Genomic DNA, 17,817 nt, shown 5'->3' on the forward strand with positions numbered 1-17,817 from the left:
TATGGTTCAAACGTTTCAAAAAGTATTTAGCAAAGAAATAACTGGATTGGGAGTAATAAGCATTCGTCCGTTTCAATTAGAAATTGATCCACCAATGTTGCATAGTTGGGTAACAAAACCGTATGCAAAATATTGGGGAATGTTGGAAAAATCTTTAGAAGAAGTACGTGCCGAATATCAAGAAATTGAAAATAGCCGACATCATCATAGTTATATAGGGATGTTAAATGATACTCCTGTGTTTTTGATGGAACAATACAAAGCATCAAAAGATATTATAGCAAACTATTACGATGTACAGGAAAATGATTACGGAATGCACGTTTTAGTAGCTCCAGTGGAAAAAAGAATGCCACAGTTTACTTGGTATGTATTTTCAACTATTATCGATTATTTTTTCAGTTTGCCACAAATAGAAAGAATTGTCGTTGAGCCTGATGTGAACAACGATAAGATTCATACGCTAAATAAAAAAGCAGGTTTTGTATATCAAAAAGAAATTGAGTTACCACACAAAAAAGCTGCACTAGCTTTTTGTACAAAAGAGATGTACCAATCAGCTTTAACCAAACTAGAACAACATGACAAATAATATAGCACATTTACAACCCGATGTATGGAGGTTTGTAAATCGTCAATTAATAAAAAAAGCAATTAGCGAATTCTCTCACGAACTTATTTTAACTCCTGAATTTATTTCAGAAGAAGAGGATGAATGTACATACCAAATAACTTCTGATAATAATAAGTTTATCTATCGATTTAAAGCAAAAAAATATTTGCTTGATCACTGGTTGGTAGATGCGAAAAGTATCACCAAAAAGAATAGTACTTCAGAAGAAGTTTATCTAGATGCATTGCATTTTATAACAGAGTTTCAGAACACGTTAGGTATTCCTAATGAGTTTTTAGCAACCTATTTAGAAGAAATAACAAGTACACTTTCAGGAGCAGCATATAAATATGTAAATGAGAAATTTTCAGCAGATGAATTAGCAGAGAAAAGTTTTCAAGAAATAGAACACGCGATGACTGAAGGTCACCCCTGTTTTGTAGCAAATAATGGTAGAATAGGATTCAATATTGATGATTATCATGCATATGCACCAGAAAGCAATCATCCTTTTAAACTAGTATGGATCGCAGTACATAAGAAATATGCGACCTACACAGCTGTTAAAGGATATGAATATGAAAAACTTTTAAAAAGTGAATTAGGAGAAGAAAAACTAATCTCATTTAAAGAAGTTGTAAAGAAGCAAAATGTAGCCTTAGAAAATTACATTTTTATGCCCGTACATCCTTGGCAATGGAAAAATAAAATTATAGCTGTTTTTGGGGCTGATATTGCTCAGAAAAACATCATTTTAGTTGGGGAAAGTGATGATGAATTTTCAGCACAGCAATCTATCAGAACACTATTTAACGTATCACATCCAGAAAAGCTATATACTAAAACAGCGTTATCTATTTTAAACATGGGCTTTATGCGTGGATTATCTCCGTATTATATGCAAAGCACCCCACACATCACAAAATGGATAACAGATTTGTTGGTAGACGATACGTATTTGCAAAATAATGGTTTTACCATGTTAGGTGAAGTAGCAACGGTAGGATATCACAACCATTATTACGAAGTTTTAGGAAAAACGAATCCGCATAATAAAATGTTATCGACCTTGTGGCGTGAGAGTCCGTTTACAAAAATTAGCTCCAATCAACGTGTGCTTACCATGGCTGCTTTATTACATGTAGATTATCAAGAAAAATTATTGTTGACTGCTTTAATAGATGCATCACCTTATAATACTACTACTTGGGTTCAACGTTATTTAAAAGCTTATTTAGCTCCTTTATTGCATTGTTTCTATAAGTACGAATTTGTGTTTATGCCACACGGAGAAAATCTTATTCTAGTATTAGAAGAAAGCACTCCTGTACATGTTTTAATGAAAGACATTACGGAAGAAGTAATTGTTTTTAATGAAGAAATACACTTACCAGAACACGCTGAAAGATTGTTTACTAAAACTTCTGATAAAATGAAAGTGCTAACCATTTTTACAGATGTTTTCGATTGCTTTTTCCGTTTTATGGCACAACAATTAGACAGTTATGCAAACTTTTCAGAAGAAAACTTCTGGGAATTGGTGGCAGAATGTGTGTATGAGTATCAGGAAGAGCATCCTGAGTTTATAGAAAAATATAAACGATATGATTTGTTTGTTGATGAGTTTGATCGCTGTTGTTTAAATAGATTACAATTAAGCAATACAAAACAAATGTTGAGTTTAGCTAATCCAATCGAGAGCTTAAAACTGAAAGGAACTTTAGAAAATCCATTAGCGAAATTTAAAAAAGAAGTAGAAGTAAAAAGTTACTCTAAAGATATAGAATTTAAAAAGAATTAAATGGAAAAACAAAATAGAGTAAGAGCTGTAGACTTTGTAAGAGGGTTTAGTGTTCTTGTTATGATTCCAGTGCATGTGATGATGATTTTTTCAAGTATGGATACTTGGGAAAATTCGATAACTGGAAATATAGCTCAGTTATTAGAAAGAGGATCACCTGTTTTCCTTATTGTAATGGGGATTTCATTTGCATTCTCAAGAAACTCAAATAAAAAAGGAATTCTTAAAAAAGCGTTATTCATTATTACTTTAGGGTACATTTTAAACTTCTTAAGATTTATAGTGCCACTTTTGTTTTTTGGAGGTTTCCCAGAAAGCTTTGTAAAGGCAAGCGGGCTTCAAGTAAGTGATTCATATAGCATGCTAAACTACTTCTTAAAAGGAGATATGTTTCAATTGATTGGTATATCATTATTTTTAATAGGTATATCGTTTAAGTTCTTAATTAAAAATAAAAACATACTTATAGTTATTGCATTGGTTGTCATGTGGCTTTCAAAAGTAGTAAGTGGTATTCAACTAGGAATTCCTGGGGTAGATTATGTTTTAAATCTTATTTGGGGTAATAACTTTGATGTATACTTCCCTTTATTTCCGTGGATTTCCTTTATTCTGATGGGGTTATATCTAGGATTAAGATATCAGGAAGCATCTGAAAACGCTGATAAATCTTTATTCAGACCAATGTTGTATATCGGTATCGTTTTTCTCGTAATAGGGAAGTTACTATGTGATTATAATTATGAGTACCATTTTGGAGATTATTATCATTTAGGTCCAGGAGGAAGTATGGGGTTAATGGGATGTATTTTAGTTCTTTTCTGGGTGTATTATTTAATAGAGCGAAATCTGCCTAAGAACAATTATGTAAGTAAGTTGTTCTTTTACTGCAGTAAAAATGTCACTCCTTTTTATATCATACAATGGGTGTTAATTTACTGGTTGTTAGTGTTTTCGGAGTTCTCGGCTTATAGTGAACCAATGGTTTTAGCCATTATGTTAGCTGTAAACTTAGGAACTTTTGGATTATTGTATCTATTTAACAAATACAAGGTTGCTAAGAGAAGTAAAAAAACAAGAGTAGTACAACAAATGGTATAAGTATGAGGAAGTTATTAGTTATTATTGTTGTTTTATTACAGTTTAAATCCGTAGCACAAGCAAAACTAGCAGGGAGCTATGGATTAGACCTCGCTGTTCAAGAATTTTTAGAGGTTATCCATTCTTATCAAGGTCCACCATTGCAAAATTTACCGTTAGATGTAGGAAGGTTGGCGATGGAGAATATGCAAAAAGATTCAACCCTAACGTATAACAAAGTTACTTTTACCAAAACTATTTTTAAGGAAGGGAATCGAAAAATAAACGCAGTAATAATAAAGCCAAAAAAGGCAGAAAAATTACTCCCTACATTAATATACTTTCATGGAGGAGGTTGGGTGTTCAATAGCTTTGAAACACACAAACGTTTAATGCGAGACATTGCTTTAAAAGCAAACGTAGGAGTGGTTTTTGTAGAATATTCAAGAGCACCAGAAGTAAAGTATCCTGTAGCAAATGAAGAAGGATATACAGCAGCTTTATTTATATCGAAATATGGAAAAAGATATGGATTAGATTCAAACAGAATTATAGTTGGCGGTGACAGTGTAGGAGGAAATATGGCAACAGTTATAGCAATGAAGGCAAAAGAGGAAGGAGTTCCTAAAATTCTTGGGCAAGTGTTGTTGTATCCTGTAACCGATACTAATTTAAACACCAAATCATACGAACAATTTTCAAAAGGACATTATTTAACTAGGGCTACTATGAAATGGTTCTGGGAAGTATACGCTCCTGATAAAAGTACACAATCACTAACAACTGTAGCTCCTTTAAAAACTAGTTTAGAAGAACTTAAAGGTTTGCCTAAAACTCTTTTAATAACGGCAGAATATGATGTGCTAAGAGATGAAGGAGAAGCATATGCTAAAAAGTTAAGAATGGCTAAAGTACCAGTTGTTTCAACAAGATATGGAGGAACAATACATGATTTTATAGTACTAAATGCTTTGAGAGAAACCGAAACATCAAAAGCAGCTGTAGTACAAGTGTGTACTTTTTTAAAGAACAATTTTTATAAGAATAATTAAAAATGGATTTATCATCTATAAAAACACTTGTAGGTCAATTAGAACATATGAGTATAATAGTACTTGTTTTAATGTTAGTTGAATGGGGAATTCTTATTGTAACAAGTTATGTAGAAAAAAATAAAGAAGGTGTGGTTAGTATTGTATCTTATTTAGTACAAAGTATTCCGTATTTTCTATTGTCAAAAGTATTGATTGTAGGCACCATGTTTTTGTTATATGAAAATAAGTTGTTCAATTTGGGGTTTCAATGGTATATATGGATAACAGCTTACTTGTTGTACGACTTTACAGTGTTTTTTATTCATTTATTAGGACATAAAGTTCGAGTTTTATGGTGTATTCATGGTGTACATCATACTGCAGAAGAAATGAATTTAACTGTAGTTGCAAGAGGGTCAATCTTTGATGTATTTTTTACTCCGTTCAATTTTATATGGCTTCCAATAATAGGATTTCACCCATTAATGATTTTTGTAATTGAGCCTATAGCAAGATTATATGCTACTTTAACACATATAAATGAAAAAGTTATTGGGAATCAAAAATGGTTGGATAAGATATTAATTACTCCTTCAGTTCACAGGGTACATCATGCTAAAAATCATATTTATTTAGATAGAAATTATGGCGAGACCTTTAGTATTTGGGATCGTTTATTTAAAACCTTTCAAAAAGAGTTAGAGAATGAAAAAATTCAATATGGAATTATGCATGACAAGTTGAATAGCGAAAATATATGGCATGTACAGTTTTTATTATGGAAAGAATTATGGATAGACATTAAAAAAGCACCAAGATTGATAGATAAGATAAAGTATATTTTCATGCCTCCAGGTTGGAACCACATTGATGGAGGGAGAAAGGCAAGAGAGTACAGAAATGATGCCTGGGTAAATAAATATGACAAAGAAGAGAGTTTAAATTTAGACCCTAGTTTTAAAGGTTATGAGAATAAGTCTTTCTAAACTCTTTAGGAGTAACTTTTTCAAACTTTTTAAAAGCAGCTGTAAAATGAGTAGGATTTTTATACCCTACCATATCAGCTACTTCATAAATAGGTTTTTGAGTGTGGATTAATAAGTTTTTAGCCTTCTCCATTCTTAATTTTTTAGCGTAATTAAAAATAGTTTCATTAAACAATTTTTTAAACTCATTTTTTAGAACATTTTGATTCAATAATACTTTACGAGCAAGTTGTTGTATGGATATTTGTTCATGTAGATTTGTTTGAAGTATAGTTTCTACCTTATATATTTTCTTAAGAATGTTTTCATTAGAACTGCTTGTTTTTTCTGTACGAACAGCTAACTGCAGATGTAGCAATTCTAAAATTTTTGATTCTAAAAAAAGACGTTTAAGTAACCCTTTTTGTGAATTAAGGAGTATTTCGGTAACAATTTTCTCCATATTAGAAGTTAACTGTTGAGTGAAATTTTCCTTTTTTTTTAAGCCAAGAGCTTTATCATTGGACAAAAGAGCTTGCATTTGGTGTTTCTGTATGAAATAATCATACATTCTAATTTTAATCTCGTTTATAGGCTTATCTCTATAAAAAAATGTTTTATTGTCTATATTGCTATTATATAAGAGACAGCTTTCATTTTTTTCGAGGATAAGGTCATTTTTGAAATTGGAAGCACGGATAATTTTTTCTCCCTCAATTAAAACAGAAAGTTCTAAAATACTTATGTTATCATTTGATATAAAAAGAAAATCCTCTTTAAATCTAGCATTAATAACATTAATTAATAGACCATCAAAATAATAACTAGTAACAAACCCCTTACCATAGGCGGGATTAATTGTAAATATAGAGGTCTTTATACCGCAATCTAAACTTTCAGTTTGTAGCTGCAATATTTTTTTTAACTCTGGTGTTTCGCTGTTGGCAATAGCAATTTCCATGAAATATAGGGGGACTAGGAAATGAAGAATAAGCCGATGGAATAAGTGACAAGGTTATTTTGAATATCTTGTCACTTGTGTCACGGTGTTTAAAAGGTTTTAATGACTTAGTTAGTGGTCTTTAATCCATTTGTAAATATTAATGATTAAAAATACACTTGCTATAGCTACTAAAAGAAGCATGAATATTTCAGAGATGTTACTCGCTTCATGCATAATGGCTTCAAATAAATGGTATACGTTGTATAACCCAGCAATACTTGCCCAAATTAGTGAGATTATCTTAAACCATTTTTTAGAAATCTCAATGGTTAGTAAACCAAAAAGTAAGCACATTCCTTCAAATAGTATACGGTATATATGATGTGCAAAAGGAGCTTCACCTGTTGCACCCTCCATTACTAAGGTTTCATTGTAATATATATTGAACAGTCCGTAAATGTGGTGAACTATCCAGCCAATTGCTAAAAATATCCAAAGTATTATAATTTTTGTTCTCATAGGTATGTGGTTTTTATTTTTTAATAATTGATTGTTCTTTTCAGTATTTAAAACCTGAGTTGTTTTTTGAGTTTCTTCTGCTAACAACTGCTTACGATTTTTGTAATCTATAGGATGTTTTGTAAAAGCACTTTTGGCTTTTGCTTCTGGTTTAATTTTAAAATAGATGAATAGTGCAGTAATTGAAATGCCTATCCATAATAAATCGATTGTAAGGATATCAAATTGTCTAGCCTTATACGTGTTCCAAATCCAGTTGTTGGAAACTATACCACTAGCAATTGGAACTAAAAATCCAAGAATAGCTCCTGTTAGAAGAGTGATTTTATTAGTAAAGTAATTATTTCTCTTGAACCTGAAGTAAATGGTAGCTAATAACCAAATAACAAAAAACCAAGTATATAAAATACTCATTTTTTGGGTTTGATAGTTTTCTGGCAGAAGTTTTACTACCAAGAAAAATAAAGTAATAATAGGATACAAAGACAAACAAATAGCAAGATATATATGTCCTATTTTAGCTGTGTATAAACGCTGTTTTAAACTCATACTTTTCTTATTACGAGCTTCTATCCATATGAGTACACCAGTAATAATTACAAAACAAGTGATAAGCGCAAGAATAAAGTAAATTATTTTTACAGCAATACCTCCAAAATTGCCATAATGTAAGCGACTTACAGAAAGTTGAATATCATCTGTATACTTACTTTCATTAGGATTTCTTACAATCGAAGTTTCATCTGTCTCGAAATCATAAAATATCATTCCAGAACTTAAAAAACGTTCTTTATAATCCAGTTCGCCAATCAAGCAATATTTCATGTTGGTACCTCCATAGTTTTTAATTAAAACATAGTTTGAATTAAAATGAGACCAACGGTTGGCATTCTCTTTTACAAACTGGTTTACACTAGGAATTTCTTTATCTGTTTTAGCAATCCACTCATATGATGTACGGTCAGGACGTAAATCTTCCATTAGTTTATCTTGATCTCCACCGTATAAAAAGTTTGCAGGAAGTAAAACAAACAAGCTTAAACAAAAATAAGTTGCTGTAACTGCGTACATAAACTGAAAAGGAAGTCCAATGATACCTAATGCAGTATGAGCATCTGTCCACACCCTTTTTAAAGAAACTTTTGGGTTGAATTGATAAAAATTTGAGACGATTTTTTTCCAATGTACAATCACACCAGTAACAATGGCAAATAAAAAGAATAAGGATACAAAACCAGCAAGATAAATTCCTATAGTGGGGATTTGCGTAAAGAAATGTAAACGGTATAAAAATTCGCCTAAACCATATTTTTCTACATAAGATGCTGTTTCACCAGTATGAATATTTATTGCCTGATAGTTTTGATATTTAGCTTCATCAGGAATATTTACTGTGTCTTTTGCTGCTGAAGTTAAGACATAGATGTTGTCACTTTTATGCCCTAAGTAAAAGCGAATGTCTCTACTCGTTAGATGATGATTTTCTGAGAGCTTTTCTAATAAAAAATCATAATCAATGTTTTCTCTAGCAATGTTTTGTGAATGCTTACCATCTTCCCAGGCTTCAATTTCGTCTTTAAAAAGCGCAAAGGCACCCGTGAAAAAAATCACATACAAGGCTACACTTATAACAATACCACTAACTGTATGTGTATTGAAAAACACATTGTAATTTCTGTTACTCATTATACAAACGGATTTTGTTGGTTTCCTAAGTAGTAGATTATATATAGGATTATTGAAATTATGATATATAAAATCCAAGCTTTCCACCCATTTTTAAACAAGTAAGGAACAATTAGCAAAGCTCCCCATACAATAAAAATGGTGTAGATAGAAGTAATGAGTACTTCTTTAGGGTTGGGTAACCATAAGACTAAACATAAATGTAGCAAGGCACTTATGATATATCCACCAATTAAACCAGCAGATATTTTTGCAAACTGTTGCCAAGGTGATTGGTTTAAATATTTAGAATTAGCAGGCATATTAAAAGAAGAATTCTATTAAAAAGGTTAACATATATAAGACAGTTAAAGAGACGTGGTTTATCACTCTTAAAGGAGTAATGAGAATGATAAGACTTAAAAAAAGTGAAGTAGCCACAATCCATGTAATAATTCCTGCAGAAAGTCCAAAAAATGCGATGGATAAGAATAAACCTATAAGTAAGAGGATTACTCCAGTTATTTTGGTGAAAAATCTATTAGATTGAATCCATTTTTGCAAGGAAAAACTATCAGATAAATAAGCTTTTTCGGAGGAGTTATATAAGGTATAGCATCCGATAAAAATAAAAAAAAAGATGATTGTTTTCATAGTGATTTATTGAAATAGCAAAACCCTGAACATAAAAATTCAGAGTTTTGTGTTTGCAACATTTAATAATTCAAATAGCTATTCATATTTAAAATTTATAACTAACAGTACCTAAAAAGGCTCTTGGAGCTTGAGGTGTTATAGTACTCCACCCTGTATAGTATTCTTTGTCTGTTAAGTTGTTTCCTTTTACACTAATTCTAAATTTATCAACTTCATAATAAATTGAAGCGTTAAAAATAGTATAGGCAGGTAAGTAAAAATCTCCTACTGATGGGTACCCTACCATAGTGTTGTATTTACTAGCACCATTAAGTCCAAAACCTAACCCTAGGTTTTTAACAATACCATCTTGAAACTTATAATCAGCCCAGAAATTATAAGAAGTTTCAGGCCCTGCTTCAGCTAAACGTTTGTCTACTAAATCAGGTCGTGATTTTGACTCTGTAACTTTAGCATCATTATAACTAATACCACCACGTAAGTTTAGTCCGTTAATAGGATTTGCGTTTACTTCTAACTCAAAACCTTTACTTTTTACTGTAGCATCTTGTTGTTTACTGGCTCCAAACCCCATAACTTTATCTTCTACAGTTATACTATAATAGCTTAAAGAAGTTTCTAGTTTATTGTTGAATAGATTGGTTTTTATACCAAACTCTAGTTGGTTTGCTTGTTCTAGGTCATATGATTGGATTTTAGTAGCTCCATTAGGATTTGAAATGTCAACAGGAACTCTTTCAGGGTTTACGTAAGAAAATCCATTTTGATAATTGGCAAAAACTGATAGCTGATCTAAAATTGGTTGGTAAACAATTCCGAACTTTGGGGAAAAAGTTGATTTAGTAAATTCTTTTTCGTCATCACTTGGGTCGTTTGCATCACCTTTATAATTAAATCTATCATAACGAACTCCTGCCATTACAGATAGTTGAGGTAAGATGTTTACAACATCAGAAATATAACCACTAAGAACATTTTGATTTATATCAGAATTTGATCTATCAACATTAGCTAAAACGCTATCAAGACTTGCTCTTGTTGTAGGTAAATTAGCAAAACCAAATGCTGGAGGTACTGGGATTAGTTGTCCTTGTGGATTCACAACATTAATTCCACGATAACCAGAACCATTGTCTATAATTTGTGAATCTAAATAGTCAATACCAACCACCACTCTGTTTCTAACAGAACCTAGTTTAAAGTCTCCTGTAAAGTTTTGTTGTAAACTTAGCGTATTAGTAGAAGCGTCTGTTTTTTGAGCATATAATCCAAATAAATCATTTTGAACATTATATAAGTAAGTATAATATCCTTTTGATTTTGTGTTACTACCAGCTACAATTGTTTGAGAAGACCAGTTATCTGTAATTTTATAAGCAATCTCACCTCTATAGTTTTGGTTAGGGTTTTTAATAGAAATATCGTCGTTTGTTAACGATTTATTTCTGTCATAATTTAGTTCTGCTAAATTTTTAAAAGTAAGAGGAGCTCCTCTATTTAAAAACAGAAAAGTTTGATTTGTTTGATCTGTAGATGATAATTCATAATTAAAATTTAATGTCAATCTATTATTTACTTTATAAGAAATAGCAGGAGCTAAGAATAAAGCCTTTCTAAAACCAGCATCTTGAAAACTATCTTGTGTTTGATAACCCGCGTTTAATCGTAATGAGATGTTTTCATTTTCTTCAAGGTTAGTATTAAGGTCAACAGTTAATTTCTTAAAACCAAAAGAACCGCCACCAACAGTAATGTTTCCACCAGTTCCTTTATATGGTTTCTTAGTAACAATATTAATTAAACCTCCATATGATGTTACGGTGCTTCCGTATAAAGTAGCAGAAGGGCCTTTTATAACCTCAATTCTTTCTACATTATCAGGGTTTATAAAACCATTTGTAATTCCAGGAACACCATTTACCAATTGAGGTTGAACAGAAAAACCACGAATAGAATAGTAACCAGCACCATCTCCACTTCTACCAGTTGAAGACCATAATTTTTCAACACCAGTAGTGTTTTTCAACGCTTCCTCAAAACTTGTAACAGACTGTGAAACCAATAACTGATTGGTTACTGTGCTATATACTTGCGCATTTTCAATGTTTTTTAGAGGTAACTTAGCTACATAAGCGCTTTCTTTTCTAGAAAACTTATTCTTCCTGTTTGTGTCAACAACTACTTCACTAAGAAGTTCATTTCCTTCGAAAAGGATAATTTTTAAATTGTTTGAAGTTTCATTAATAGTAATTGTTTTGGTTTTATAACCAATATAAGAAAAAACTAAAGTTTGTTGAGCTGCTTTTGAAGGTTGGGTAACCTCAAAATAACCATCAATATTTGTTTGAGTTCCTTTGTTTGTGTTTTTGAACATAACAGTGACTCCAACTAAAGGAAGCCCATTATTGTCTTGTACAACACCTGTTAATTGCTTTTTTTGAGCGATTAAATTTATTGTGAATAGAATTAGAAAAGTTGTAATTATTCTTTTCATTTTTTGTTTTATTTAGATTGAATAAAAATTGTTTTAATTACGCAAATGTATCTCAGAGGGTTTGAGTATCAAAATTTATTTAGATTAATTTTAAATAAAAAAAACTAAAATTTTGAAATTTAATGAGATATCAACATCTTTTTAAATTTGGTATATTTGTAAAACGCAACTAAAAACCTATTAAAATGCATTGGAAAGATCTTTTAGCGCATTTAAAATTCATGATAAAACGGAATCCGGAGTAGCTATTATTGATTGATTTTGAATTTAGTCACTTTTGTATATAATACGAATTGACTCAAGGAAGAAAAGTTAATTATCAAAATTAACACATTGTTGAATTATCAAATTAATTAAAGATGCCTTTTTATCATAAATTAGGAAAAATTCCACACAAGCGACATATTCAGTTTCGTAAAGAAGACGGAAGTTTATATTACGAACAATTATTTGGTACGATTGGTTTTGACGGGATGTCAACCAACAGTTACCATGAATATAGACCAACAATGGTGAAGGAAATCCGTAAGCAATATTCAATTGCGCCAAAAGTGGCTAAAGAAAACAATATTCAATCGTATCGTTTTAGAGGATTTCAAGTTCAACCAGAAAATGATTACTTAAAAAGTAGGAAAGTAGTACTTACAAATTCCGATTGTAATATCATTTTAGCAGCTCCTAAAGAATCGACTAAAGATTATTTTTATAAAAATACTGATGCAGACGAGGTGATTTTTATCCATAAAGGGACAGGAAAATTACGTACCATGCTAGGTAATTTAGATTTCAAGTACGGTGATTATTTAGTAATTCCTCGCGGAATTATTTATAAATTGGATTTCGATACAGAAGATAACAGATTGTTTATTGTAGAATCGTATCGTCCAGTATACACTCCAAAAAGATACCGAAACTGGTTTGGGCAATTATTAGAGCATTCACCGTTTTGTGAGCGTGATATTCGCAGACCAGAAGAGTTAGAAACTCATAACGAAAAAGGAGATTTCGTTATCAATGTAAAAAAGCAAGACGAAATTATTGAAATGGTGTATGCAACACATCCATTTGATGTTGTTGGCTACGATGGATACAACTATCCATATGCATTTTCAATTCACGATTTTGAGCCAATTACAGGGCGTATACACCAACCACCACCAGTACATCAAACATTTGAAACCGATGCATTTGTGATCTGTAGTTTTGTGCCTCGTTTGTATGATTATCATCCGCAAGCAATTCCAGCACCATACAATCATAGTAATATCGATTCTGATGAGGTGTTGTATTATGTTGATGGAGATTTCATGAGTAGAAATGACATTGAACCAGGGCATATATCATTGCACCCAGCAGGAATTCCTCACGGACCACATCCAGGAGCTGCAGAAAGAAGTATTGGAGAAACAGTAACCGAAGAATTAGCGGTAATGGTAGATACTTTTAAACCATTAAAAGTAACTGAAGAAGCTATGAAAATAGCAGATGAAGATTATTACAAATCTTGGTTAGAATAACAACATTAACAAACAACATCATGAGTAAAGAGATAAAATCAGTAAACTACGGTTTAGAAAAAATATTTGAAGGAGCACAAGACTTCTTACCACTTTTAGGAACAGATTATGTAGAGTTTTATGTGGGTAATGCAAAACAAGCGGCTCACTTTTATAAAACGGCTTTTGGTTTCCAATCATATGCGTATAAAGGATTAGAAACAGGGTCGAAAGACGAAGTAAGTTATGTGTTAAAACAAGACAAAATACGTTTAGTATTAACTACTCCTTTAAACAGTAAATCACCGATTAACGATCATATTGTTAAACATGGTGATGGTGTAAAGGTTGTAGCTCTTTGGGTTGAGGATGCTCGCTCTGCATGGGAAGAAACCACCAAAAGAGGAGCAAAATCATATATGGAGCCAACTGTTGAAACAGATGAACAAGGAGAAGTTGTTCGTGCAGGGATATATACCTACGGAGAAACGGTTCATATGTTTGTAGAGCGTAAGAATTACAATGGAGTATTTTTACCAGGTTTTCAAGAATGGAAATCAGATTATAACCCGCCTTCAGCAGGATTAAAATATATCGACCATATGGTAGGTAATGTTGGTTGGGGACAAATGAATAAATGGGTAAAATGGTACGAGGACGTAATGGGATTTGTAAACTTTTTATCTTTTGACGATAAACAAATCCATACTGAATATTCGGCATTAATGAGTAAAGTTATGAGTAACGGAAATGGCCGTATAAAATTCCCAATTAATGAGCCTGCTAAAGCTGCAAAACGTTCACAAATTGAAGAGTATTTAGATTTTTATGAAGGTGAAGGAGTACAACACATTGCAGTTGCTACTGATGATATCATCAAAACAGTATCTCAATTAAAAGCGAACGGAGTTGAGTTTTTACCACCTCCACCTCAATCGTATTACGATATGATTCCTGAACGCTTAGGTGAGCATATGGAAATTATGAAAGAGGATATTTCAAAATTACAAGAGCTATCTATTTTGGTAGATGCAGACGAGGAAGGGTATTTATTACAAATCTTTACGAAACCTGTTGAAGATAGACCAACCTTATTTTTTGAAATTATTCAACGTATGGGAGCTCGAGGATTCGGAGCAGGGAACTTTAAAGCGTTGTTTGAATCGATTGAAAGAGAGCAACAATTAAGAGGAACTTTATAAAATTTTTAGTTATAAGATAAAGCGAATTAAAAACCTAGATTCAAGCAGTATATGTGTCTTGTTTCTTGGTTTTTTTGTTTTCAGATGATGGATCGATATTTACATATAAAATCTCCTTTCTCATAAAATTTACTGTCATTAAAGGTAAATTTTAAAATAATTATAAAAAGAATATACAAAATGAGTAAAGAGGAAATATTAAAAGCAATAGAAGAAAAATACGATAAATTAGGAGTTCCTGTTGAAGCAATGCTAGAAGGACTGCTTTGGAGTGAGCCTATAACTTATTGGGATTATATACAAACCGATGCACTTTTAGGATTACAAATACCTAGGACGACATTACCTGATGAAATGGTGTTTATTATGTATCATCAAGTAAATGAGTTGTTGTTTAAAATGGTACTGTGGGAAATTGATCAAGTAGCTAAATCATCAGAAATTTCTGCAGAAAAGTTTTCAAAGCATTTAATGCGTATCAGTCGTTATTTTGATATGCTATGTAGCTCGTTTACAGTGATGGGAGATGGGATGGATGTAGAACAATATTTAAAATTTCGCAATACATTAACTCCAGCTAGTGGTTTCCAAAGTGCACAATACCGTAAAATTGAATTTGCTTCTACAGATCTTATCAATTTAATAGATGCTCGTTATCGAGAAACTATAGATAGAAATTCATCATTTAAGAATGCTTATGATCATTTATACTGGCAAGCAGCAGGAAAAAATTATACAACAGGTCAAAAAACTACTTTGTTAACCTTGTTCGAGAAAAAATATATGGGTGATTTTATAGATTTTATGGAAGATTATAACGATTGTAATCTTTCTAGAAAATTTAAACAATTACCAAAAGAAGTTCAAGAAGATCAAGAACTAATTAAAGCAATGCGTCATTATGATTATACAGTAAATGTAAAATGGGTTATGGCTCATTATAATGCTGCTGGGAAATATCTCGGAGGTAGTGATGGAGATTTGGAAGCAACAGGAGGAAGTAACTGGCGTAAATATTTGCATCCAAAGTATCAAAAAAGAATCTTCTTCCCATATTTATGGAGTGAAGAAGAATTAAAAAATTGGGGAACTTTTTAACCACAATAACAATAAAATAAAAGCTGTTTAATGTTCTGTTAAACAGCTTTTTTAATTTTTGGAATGGTAATTGTCTATGAATTTTCATAAGTTTGAATATTATGAGAAAAATATTGGTTTTTATATTTTTAGTAGTCGCGCAAAACTTTTTTGCTCAATGTTGTAAAACAGCTTACAAAAGTGGTGAATGGTTGCGTTTTGATATGAGTTATAGTGGTTTTTTAAAAGCTGGAACTGCTGTTTTAGAGCTTAAAGAAAAAAAGCTAGATGATAAAAAAGTATTGCATGCTGTAGGAAAAGGAAAAACAACAGGGGTAATCAGTTGGTTTTTTAAAGTTGATGATAGATATGAGAGTTATTTTGGAATTGATAAAGTAAAGCCTTATGTATTCAAAAGAAAAATAGATGAAGGAGGGCATAAAAAGAACCGTCGTATAACCTTTAATCATGAAGAGAACACGGCATATGTTCAGGATTTTCGAAAGAAAAAAGATACTCTTATTTCTGTGAAATCACCACAAGATATGATTTCTACTTTTTATTTTTTAAGAAGTCAAGATATTAAAAACCTTAAAAAAGGAGAGGAAATTAAGCTTGATATGTTTTTCGATAATAAAAGTTATCCTTTTAAATTAAGATTTTTAGGATATGAAACGTTAAAAACCAAATTTGGTAAAGTAAAAACACTAAAATTTAGACCCTTAGTTCAGGCAGGTAGAGTATTCAAAGCGAATGAAAGCGTAACAATATGGATTTCAGCAGACGACAACAAGATTCCTGTAAAAATGAAAGCTTCTTTAGCAGTAGGATCATTACGGGCTGAGCTAGATGCTTATAAAGGATTGGCAAATCCTTTTGAAATAATAGTTGATTAAATAAACATATAAGCTGTTTAAGAATTGTTAAAGTGAAAGGAAAAATAGTATTTATTTGTACTTTTGCCCATAAACTCAAATTTAAAGTAGCTTTTTTTGAAAAAAATCATTCTTCCATTTATTATTTTGTGTCTTTTCTTTTCTTGTAAAAAAGAAAAGAAAGTCGTTGTACAAGAACCAGTTAAAGTAGAGAAACCTAAGCCAGTTATAGCTTATGGTTTTAATTTAGATGATTATACAGTTATTAACGATACAATTAAAAATGGAGAAAGTTTTGGGGTTATTATGGATAGATATCATGTAATGTATCCCAAAATTAATGAAATAGCTACAAAAATTAAAGACACTTTTGATGTTAGAAGGGTTAGGACAGGTAGAGCATATACAATATTAGCATCTAAAGATTCGTTAGAACAAGCACAAGTTTTTATTTATAAACACAATAAAGTAGAAGCAACAATTATTGATTTCAAAGATTCAATCATTTCAGCATACAAATACAGAAAAAAAATAAAAGTTGTTGAAAAAGAAATAGCTGGTAAAATTTATTCTAATTTATCTGTTACGATGGATAGTTTAAAACTAAAGCCAACACTTACAAATACTGTTGCGGATATTTATGCTTGGACTTTAGATTTTTATCGTTTACAAAAAGGAGATACTTTTAAGTTAATTTATGAAGAGAAATTTATAAATGATACTACATTTGTTGGATATGGAGAGGTAAAAGCAGCAATTTTTACCCATGGAGGAGAGGATTTATATGCTTATAAGTTTGTTGCTGATTCTATTAAAAAAATTCCAGAGTATTACGATCAAGATGGAAACATGTTGCGTAGAGCATTTTTAAAATCACCTATAAAGTTTCAGTATAGAATTTCTTCAAGATATAATTTAAGAAGAAAAATAGCTTTATACGGAAGAGTAAAAGCTCATAGAGGAACCGATTTTGCAGCACCATATGGAACGCCAATTATGACCACAGCAAGCGGCACGGTTGTAGAGTCAGCAAGAAGAGGAGGAAATGGTAATTATGTAAAAGTAAAACATAATAGTACTTATACAACCCAGTATTTACACATGAAAAGACGAAATGTAAGAGTTGGAGATTATGTAAAACAAGGAGATATAATTGGTTGGGTAGGTATGACAGGAAATACTAGTGGTCCTCACGTTTGTTATCGCTTTTGGAAATATGGACGACAAGTAGATCCGTTTCGTGAAAAATTACCTTCAGCAGAACCTTTGGATCCTAAAATTAAACCTACATACCTAGAGTATATAAAACCGTTTAAAAAACAGCTAGACAGTATTAAGTTGCCAAAACCTGAACCACTTTCATTTAAAGAAAAAGAAATTTTAGCTACGAATTAAT

The 17,817-nt window shown here is 31.4% G+C and carries 14 protein-coding genes; 10 read left to right on the plus strand and 4 right to left on the minus strand.

Annotated features, from left to right (window positions below):
* The first annotated feature begins 1 nt into the window (after nucleotide 1).
* The 5 genes from DFQ07_RS05755 to DFQ07_RS05775 are packed head-to-tail and all read left to right on the plus strand — an operon-like array spanning nucleotide 2 to nucleotide 5,514.
* Entirely contained in the window at nucleotides 2–592 is a 591-nt protein-coding gene (locus tag DFQ07_RS05755) for a GNAT family N-acetyltransferase (protein ID WP_133535314.1), read from the plus strand.
* Complete coding sequence (locus DFQ07_RS05760; RefSeq protein ID WP_133535315.1) at nucleotides 582–2,414, plus strand: IucA/IucC family protein; 1,833 nt, start codon at nucleotides 582–584, stop codon at nucleotides 2,412–2,414. Before DFQ07_RS05755 ends, DFQ07_RS05760 begins: the two co-directional genes overlap by 11 nt.
* Nucleotides 2,415–3,515: a heparan-alpha-glucosaminide N-acetyltransferase domain-containing protein gene (locus tag DFQ07_RS05765; protein ID WP_133535316.1), complete on the plus strand. Its 1,101-nt coding sequence runs from the start codon at nucleotides 2,415–2,417 to the stop codon at nucleotides 3,513–3,515.
* A gap of 2 nt (nucleotides 3,516–3,517) precedes the next feature.
* On the plus strand, nucleotides 3,518–4,546 hold the full coding sequence (locus DFQ07_RS05770) for an alpha/beta hydrolase (protein WP_133535317.1): 1,029 nt from the start codon (nucleotides 3,518–3,520) through the stop codon (nucleotides 4,544–4,546).
* A gap of 2 nt (nucleotides 4,547–4,548) precedes the next feature.
* A complete protein-coding gene (locus DFQ07_RS05775) occupies nucleotides 4,549–5,514 on the plus strand; it encodes a sterol desaturase family protein (protein ID WP_208107674.1) in 966 nt (321 codons plus the stop codon).
* Here the strand turns inward: DFQ07_RS05775 and DFQ07_RS05780 are convergent.
* From DFQ07_RS05780 to DFQ07_RS05795, 4 genes are all read right to left on the minus strand, one after another.
* Entirely contained in the window at nucleotides 5,486–6,454 is a 969-nt protein-coding gene (locus DFQ07_RS05780) for a helix-turn-helix domain-containing protein (RefSeq protein WP_133535318.1), read from the minus strand. The two genes, DFQ07_RS05775 and DFQ07_RS05780, sit on opposite strands and share 29 nt — an antisense overlap.
* A 111-nt stretch (nucleotides 6,455–6,565) precedes the next feature.
* Nucleotides 6,566–8,641: a PepSY-associated TM helix domain-containing protein gene (locus DFQ07_RS05785; protein ID WP_133535319.1), complete on the minus strand. Its 2,076-nt coding sequence runs from the start codon at nucleotides 8,639–8,641 to the stop codon at nucleotides 6,566–6,568.
* Complete coding sequence (locus tag DFQ07_RS05790) at nucleotides 8,641–8,943, minus strand: hypothetical protein (RefSeq protein ID WP_133535320.1); 303 nt, start codon at nucleotides 8,941–8,943, stop codon at nucleotides 8,641–8,643. The genes DFQ07_RS05785 and DFQ07_RS05790 overlap by 1 nt, the downstream gene beginning before the upstream one ends.
* 419 nt (nucleotides 8,944–9,362) lie before the next feature.
* On the minus strand, nucleotides 9,363–11,771 hold the full coding sequence (locus DFQ07_RS05795; RefSeq protein ID WP_133535321.1) for a TonB-dependent receptor: 2,409 nt from the start codon (nucleotides 11,769–11,771) through the stop codon (nucleotides 9,363–9,365).
* Nucleotides 11,772–12,130: 359 nt separating this feature from the next.
* Here DFQ07_RS05795 and DFQ07_RS05800 point away from each other — a divergent pair, with 359 nt between their 5' ends.
* From DFQ07_RS05800 to DFQ07_RS05820, 5 genes are all read left to right on the plus strand, one after another.
* Entirely contained in the window at nucleotides 12,131–13,288 is a 1,158-nt protein-coding gene (locus tag DFQ07_RS05800) for a homogentisate 1,2-dioxygenase (RefSeq protein ID WP_133535322.1), read from the plus strand.
* 20 nt (nucleotides 13,289–13,308) lie between these two features.
* Nucleotides 13,309–14,469, plus strand: a complete 1,161-nt coding sequence (hppD, locus tag DFQ07_RS05805; RefSeq protein WP_133535323.1) for a 4-hydroxyphenylpyruvate dioxygenase — start codon at nucleotides 13,309–13,311, stop codon at nucleotides 14,467–14,469.
* 180 nt (nucleotides 14,470–14,649) lie between these two features.
* Nucleotides 14,650–15,567 carry a tryptophan 2,3-dioxygenase family protein gene (locus DFQ07_RS05810; RefSeq protein WP_133535324.1) on the plus strand — a complete coding sequence of 306 codons (918 nt, stop codon included), beginning with the start codon at nucleotides 14,650–14,652 and terminating at the stop codon, nucleotides 15,565–15,567.
* A gap of 101 nt (nucleotides 15,568–15,668) precedes the next feature.
* A complete protein-coding gene (locus DFQ07_RS05815; RefSeq protein ID WP_208107675.1) occupies nucleotides 15,669–16,442 on the plus strand; it encodes a DUF3108 domain-containing protein in 774 nt (257 codons plus the stop codon).
* A gap of 96 nt (nucleotides 16,443–16,538) precedes the next feature.
* Entirely contained in the window at nucleotides 16,539–17,816 is a 1,278-nt protein-coding gene (locus DFQ07_RS05820; protein ID WP_133535325.1) for a peptidoglycan DD-metalloendopeptidase family protein, read from the plus strand.
* Nucleotide 17,817: the final 1 nt, after the last annotated feature.

Origin of the sequence: Tenacibaculum caenipelagi (genome assembly GCF_004363005.1) — a bacterium.
Classification (GTDB): domain Bacteria; phylum Bacteroidota; class Bacteroidia; order Flavobacteriales; family Flavobacteriaceae; genus Polaribacter; species Polaribacter caenipelagi.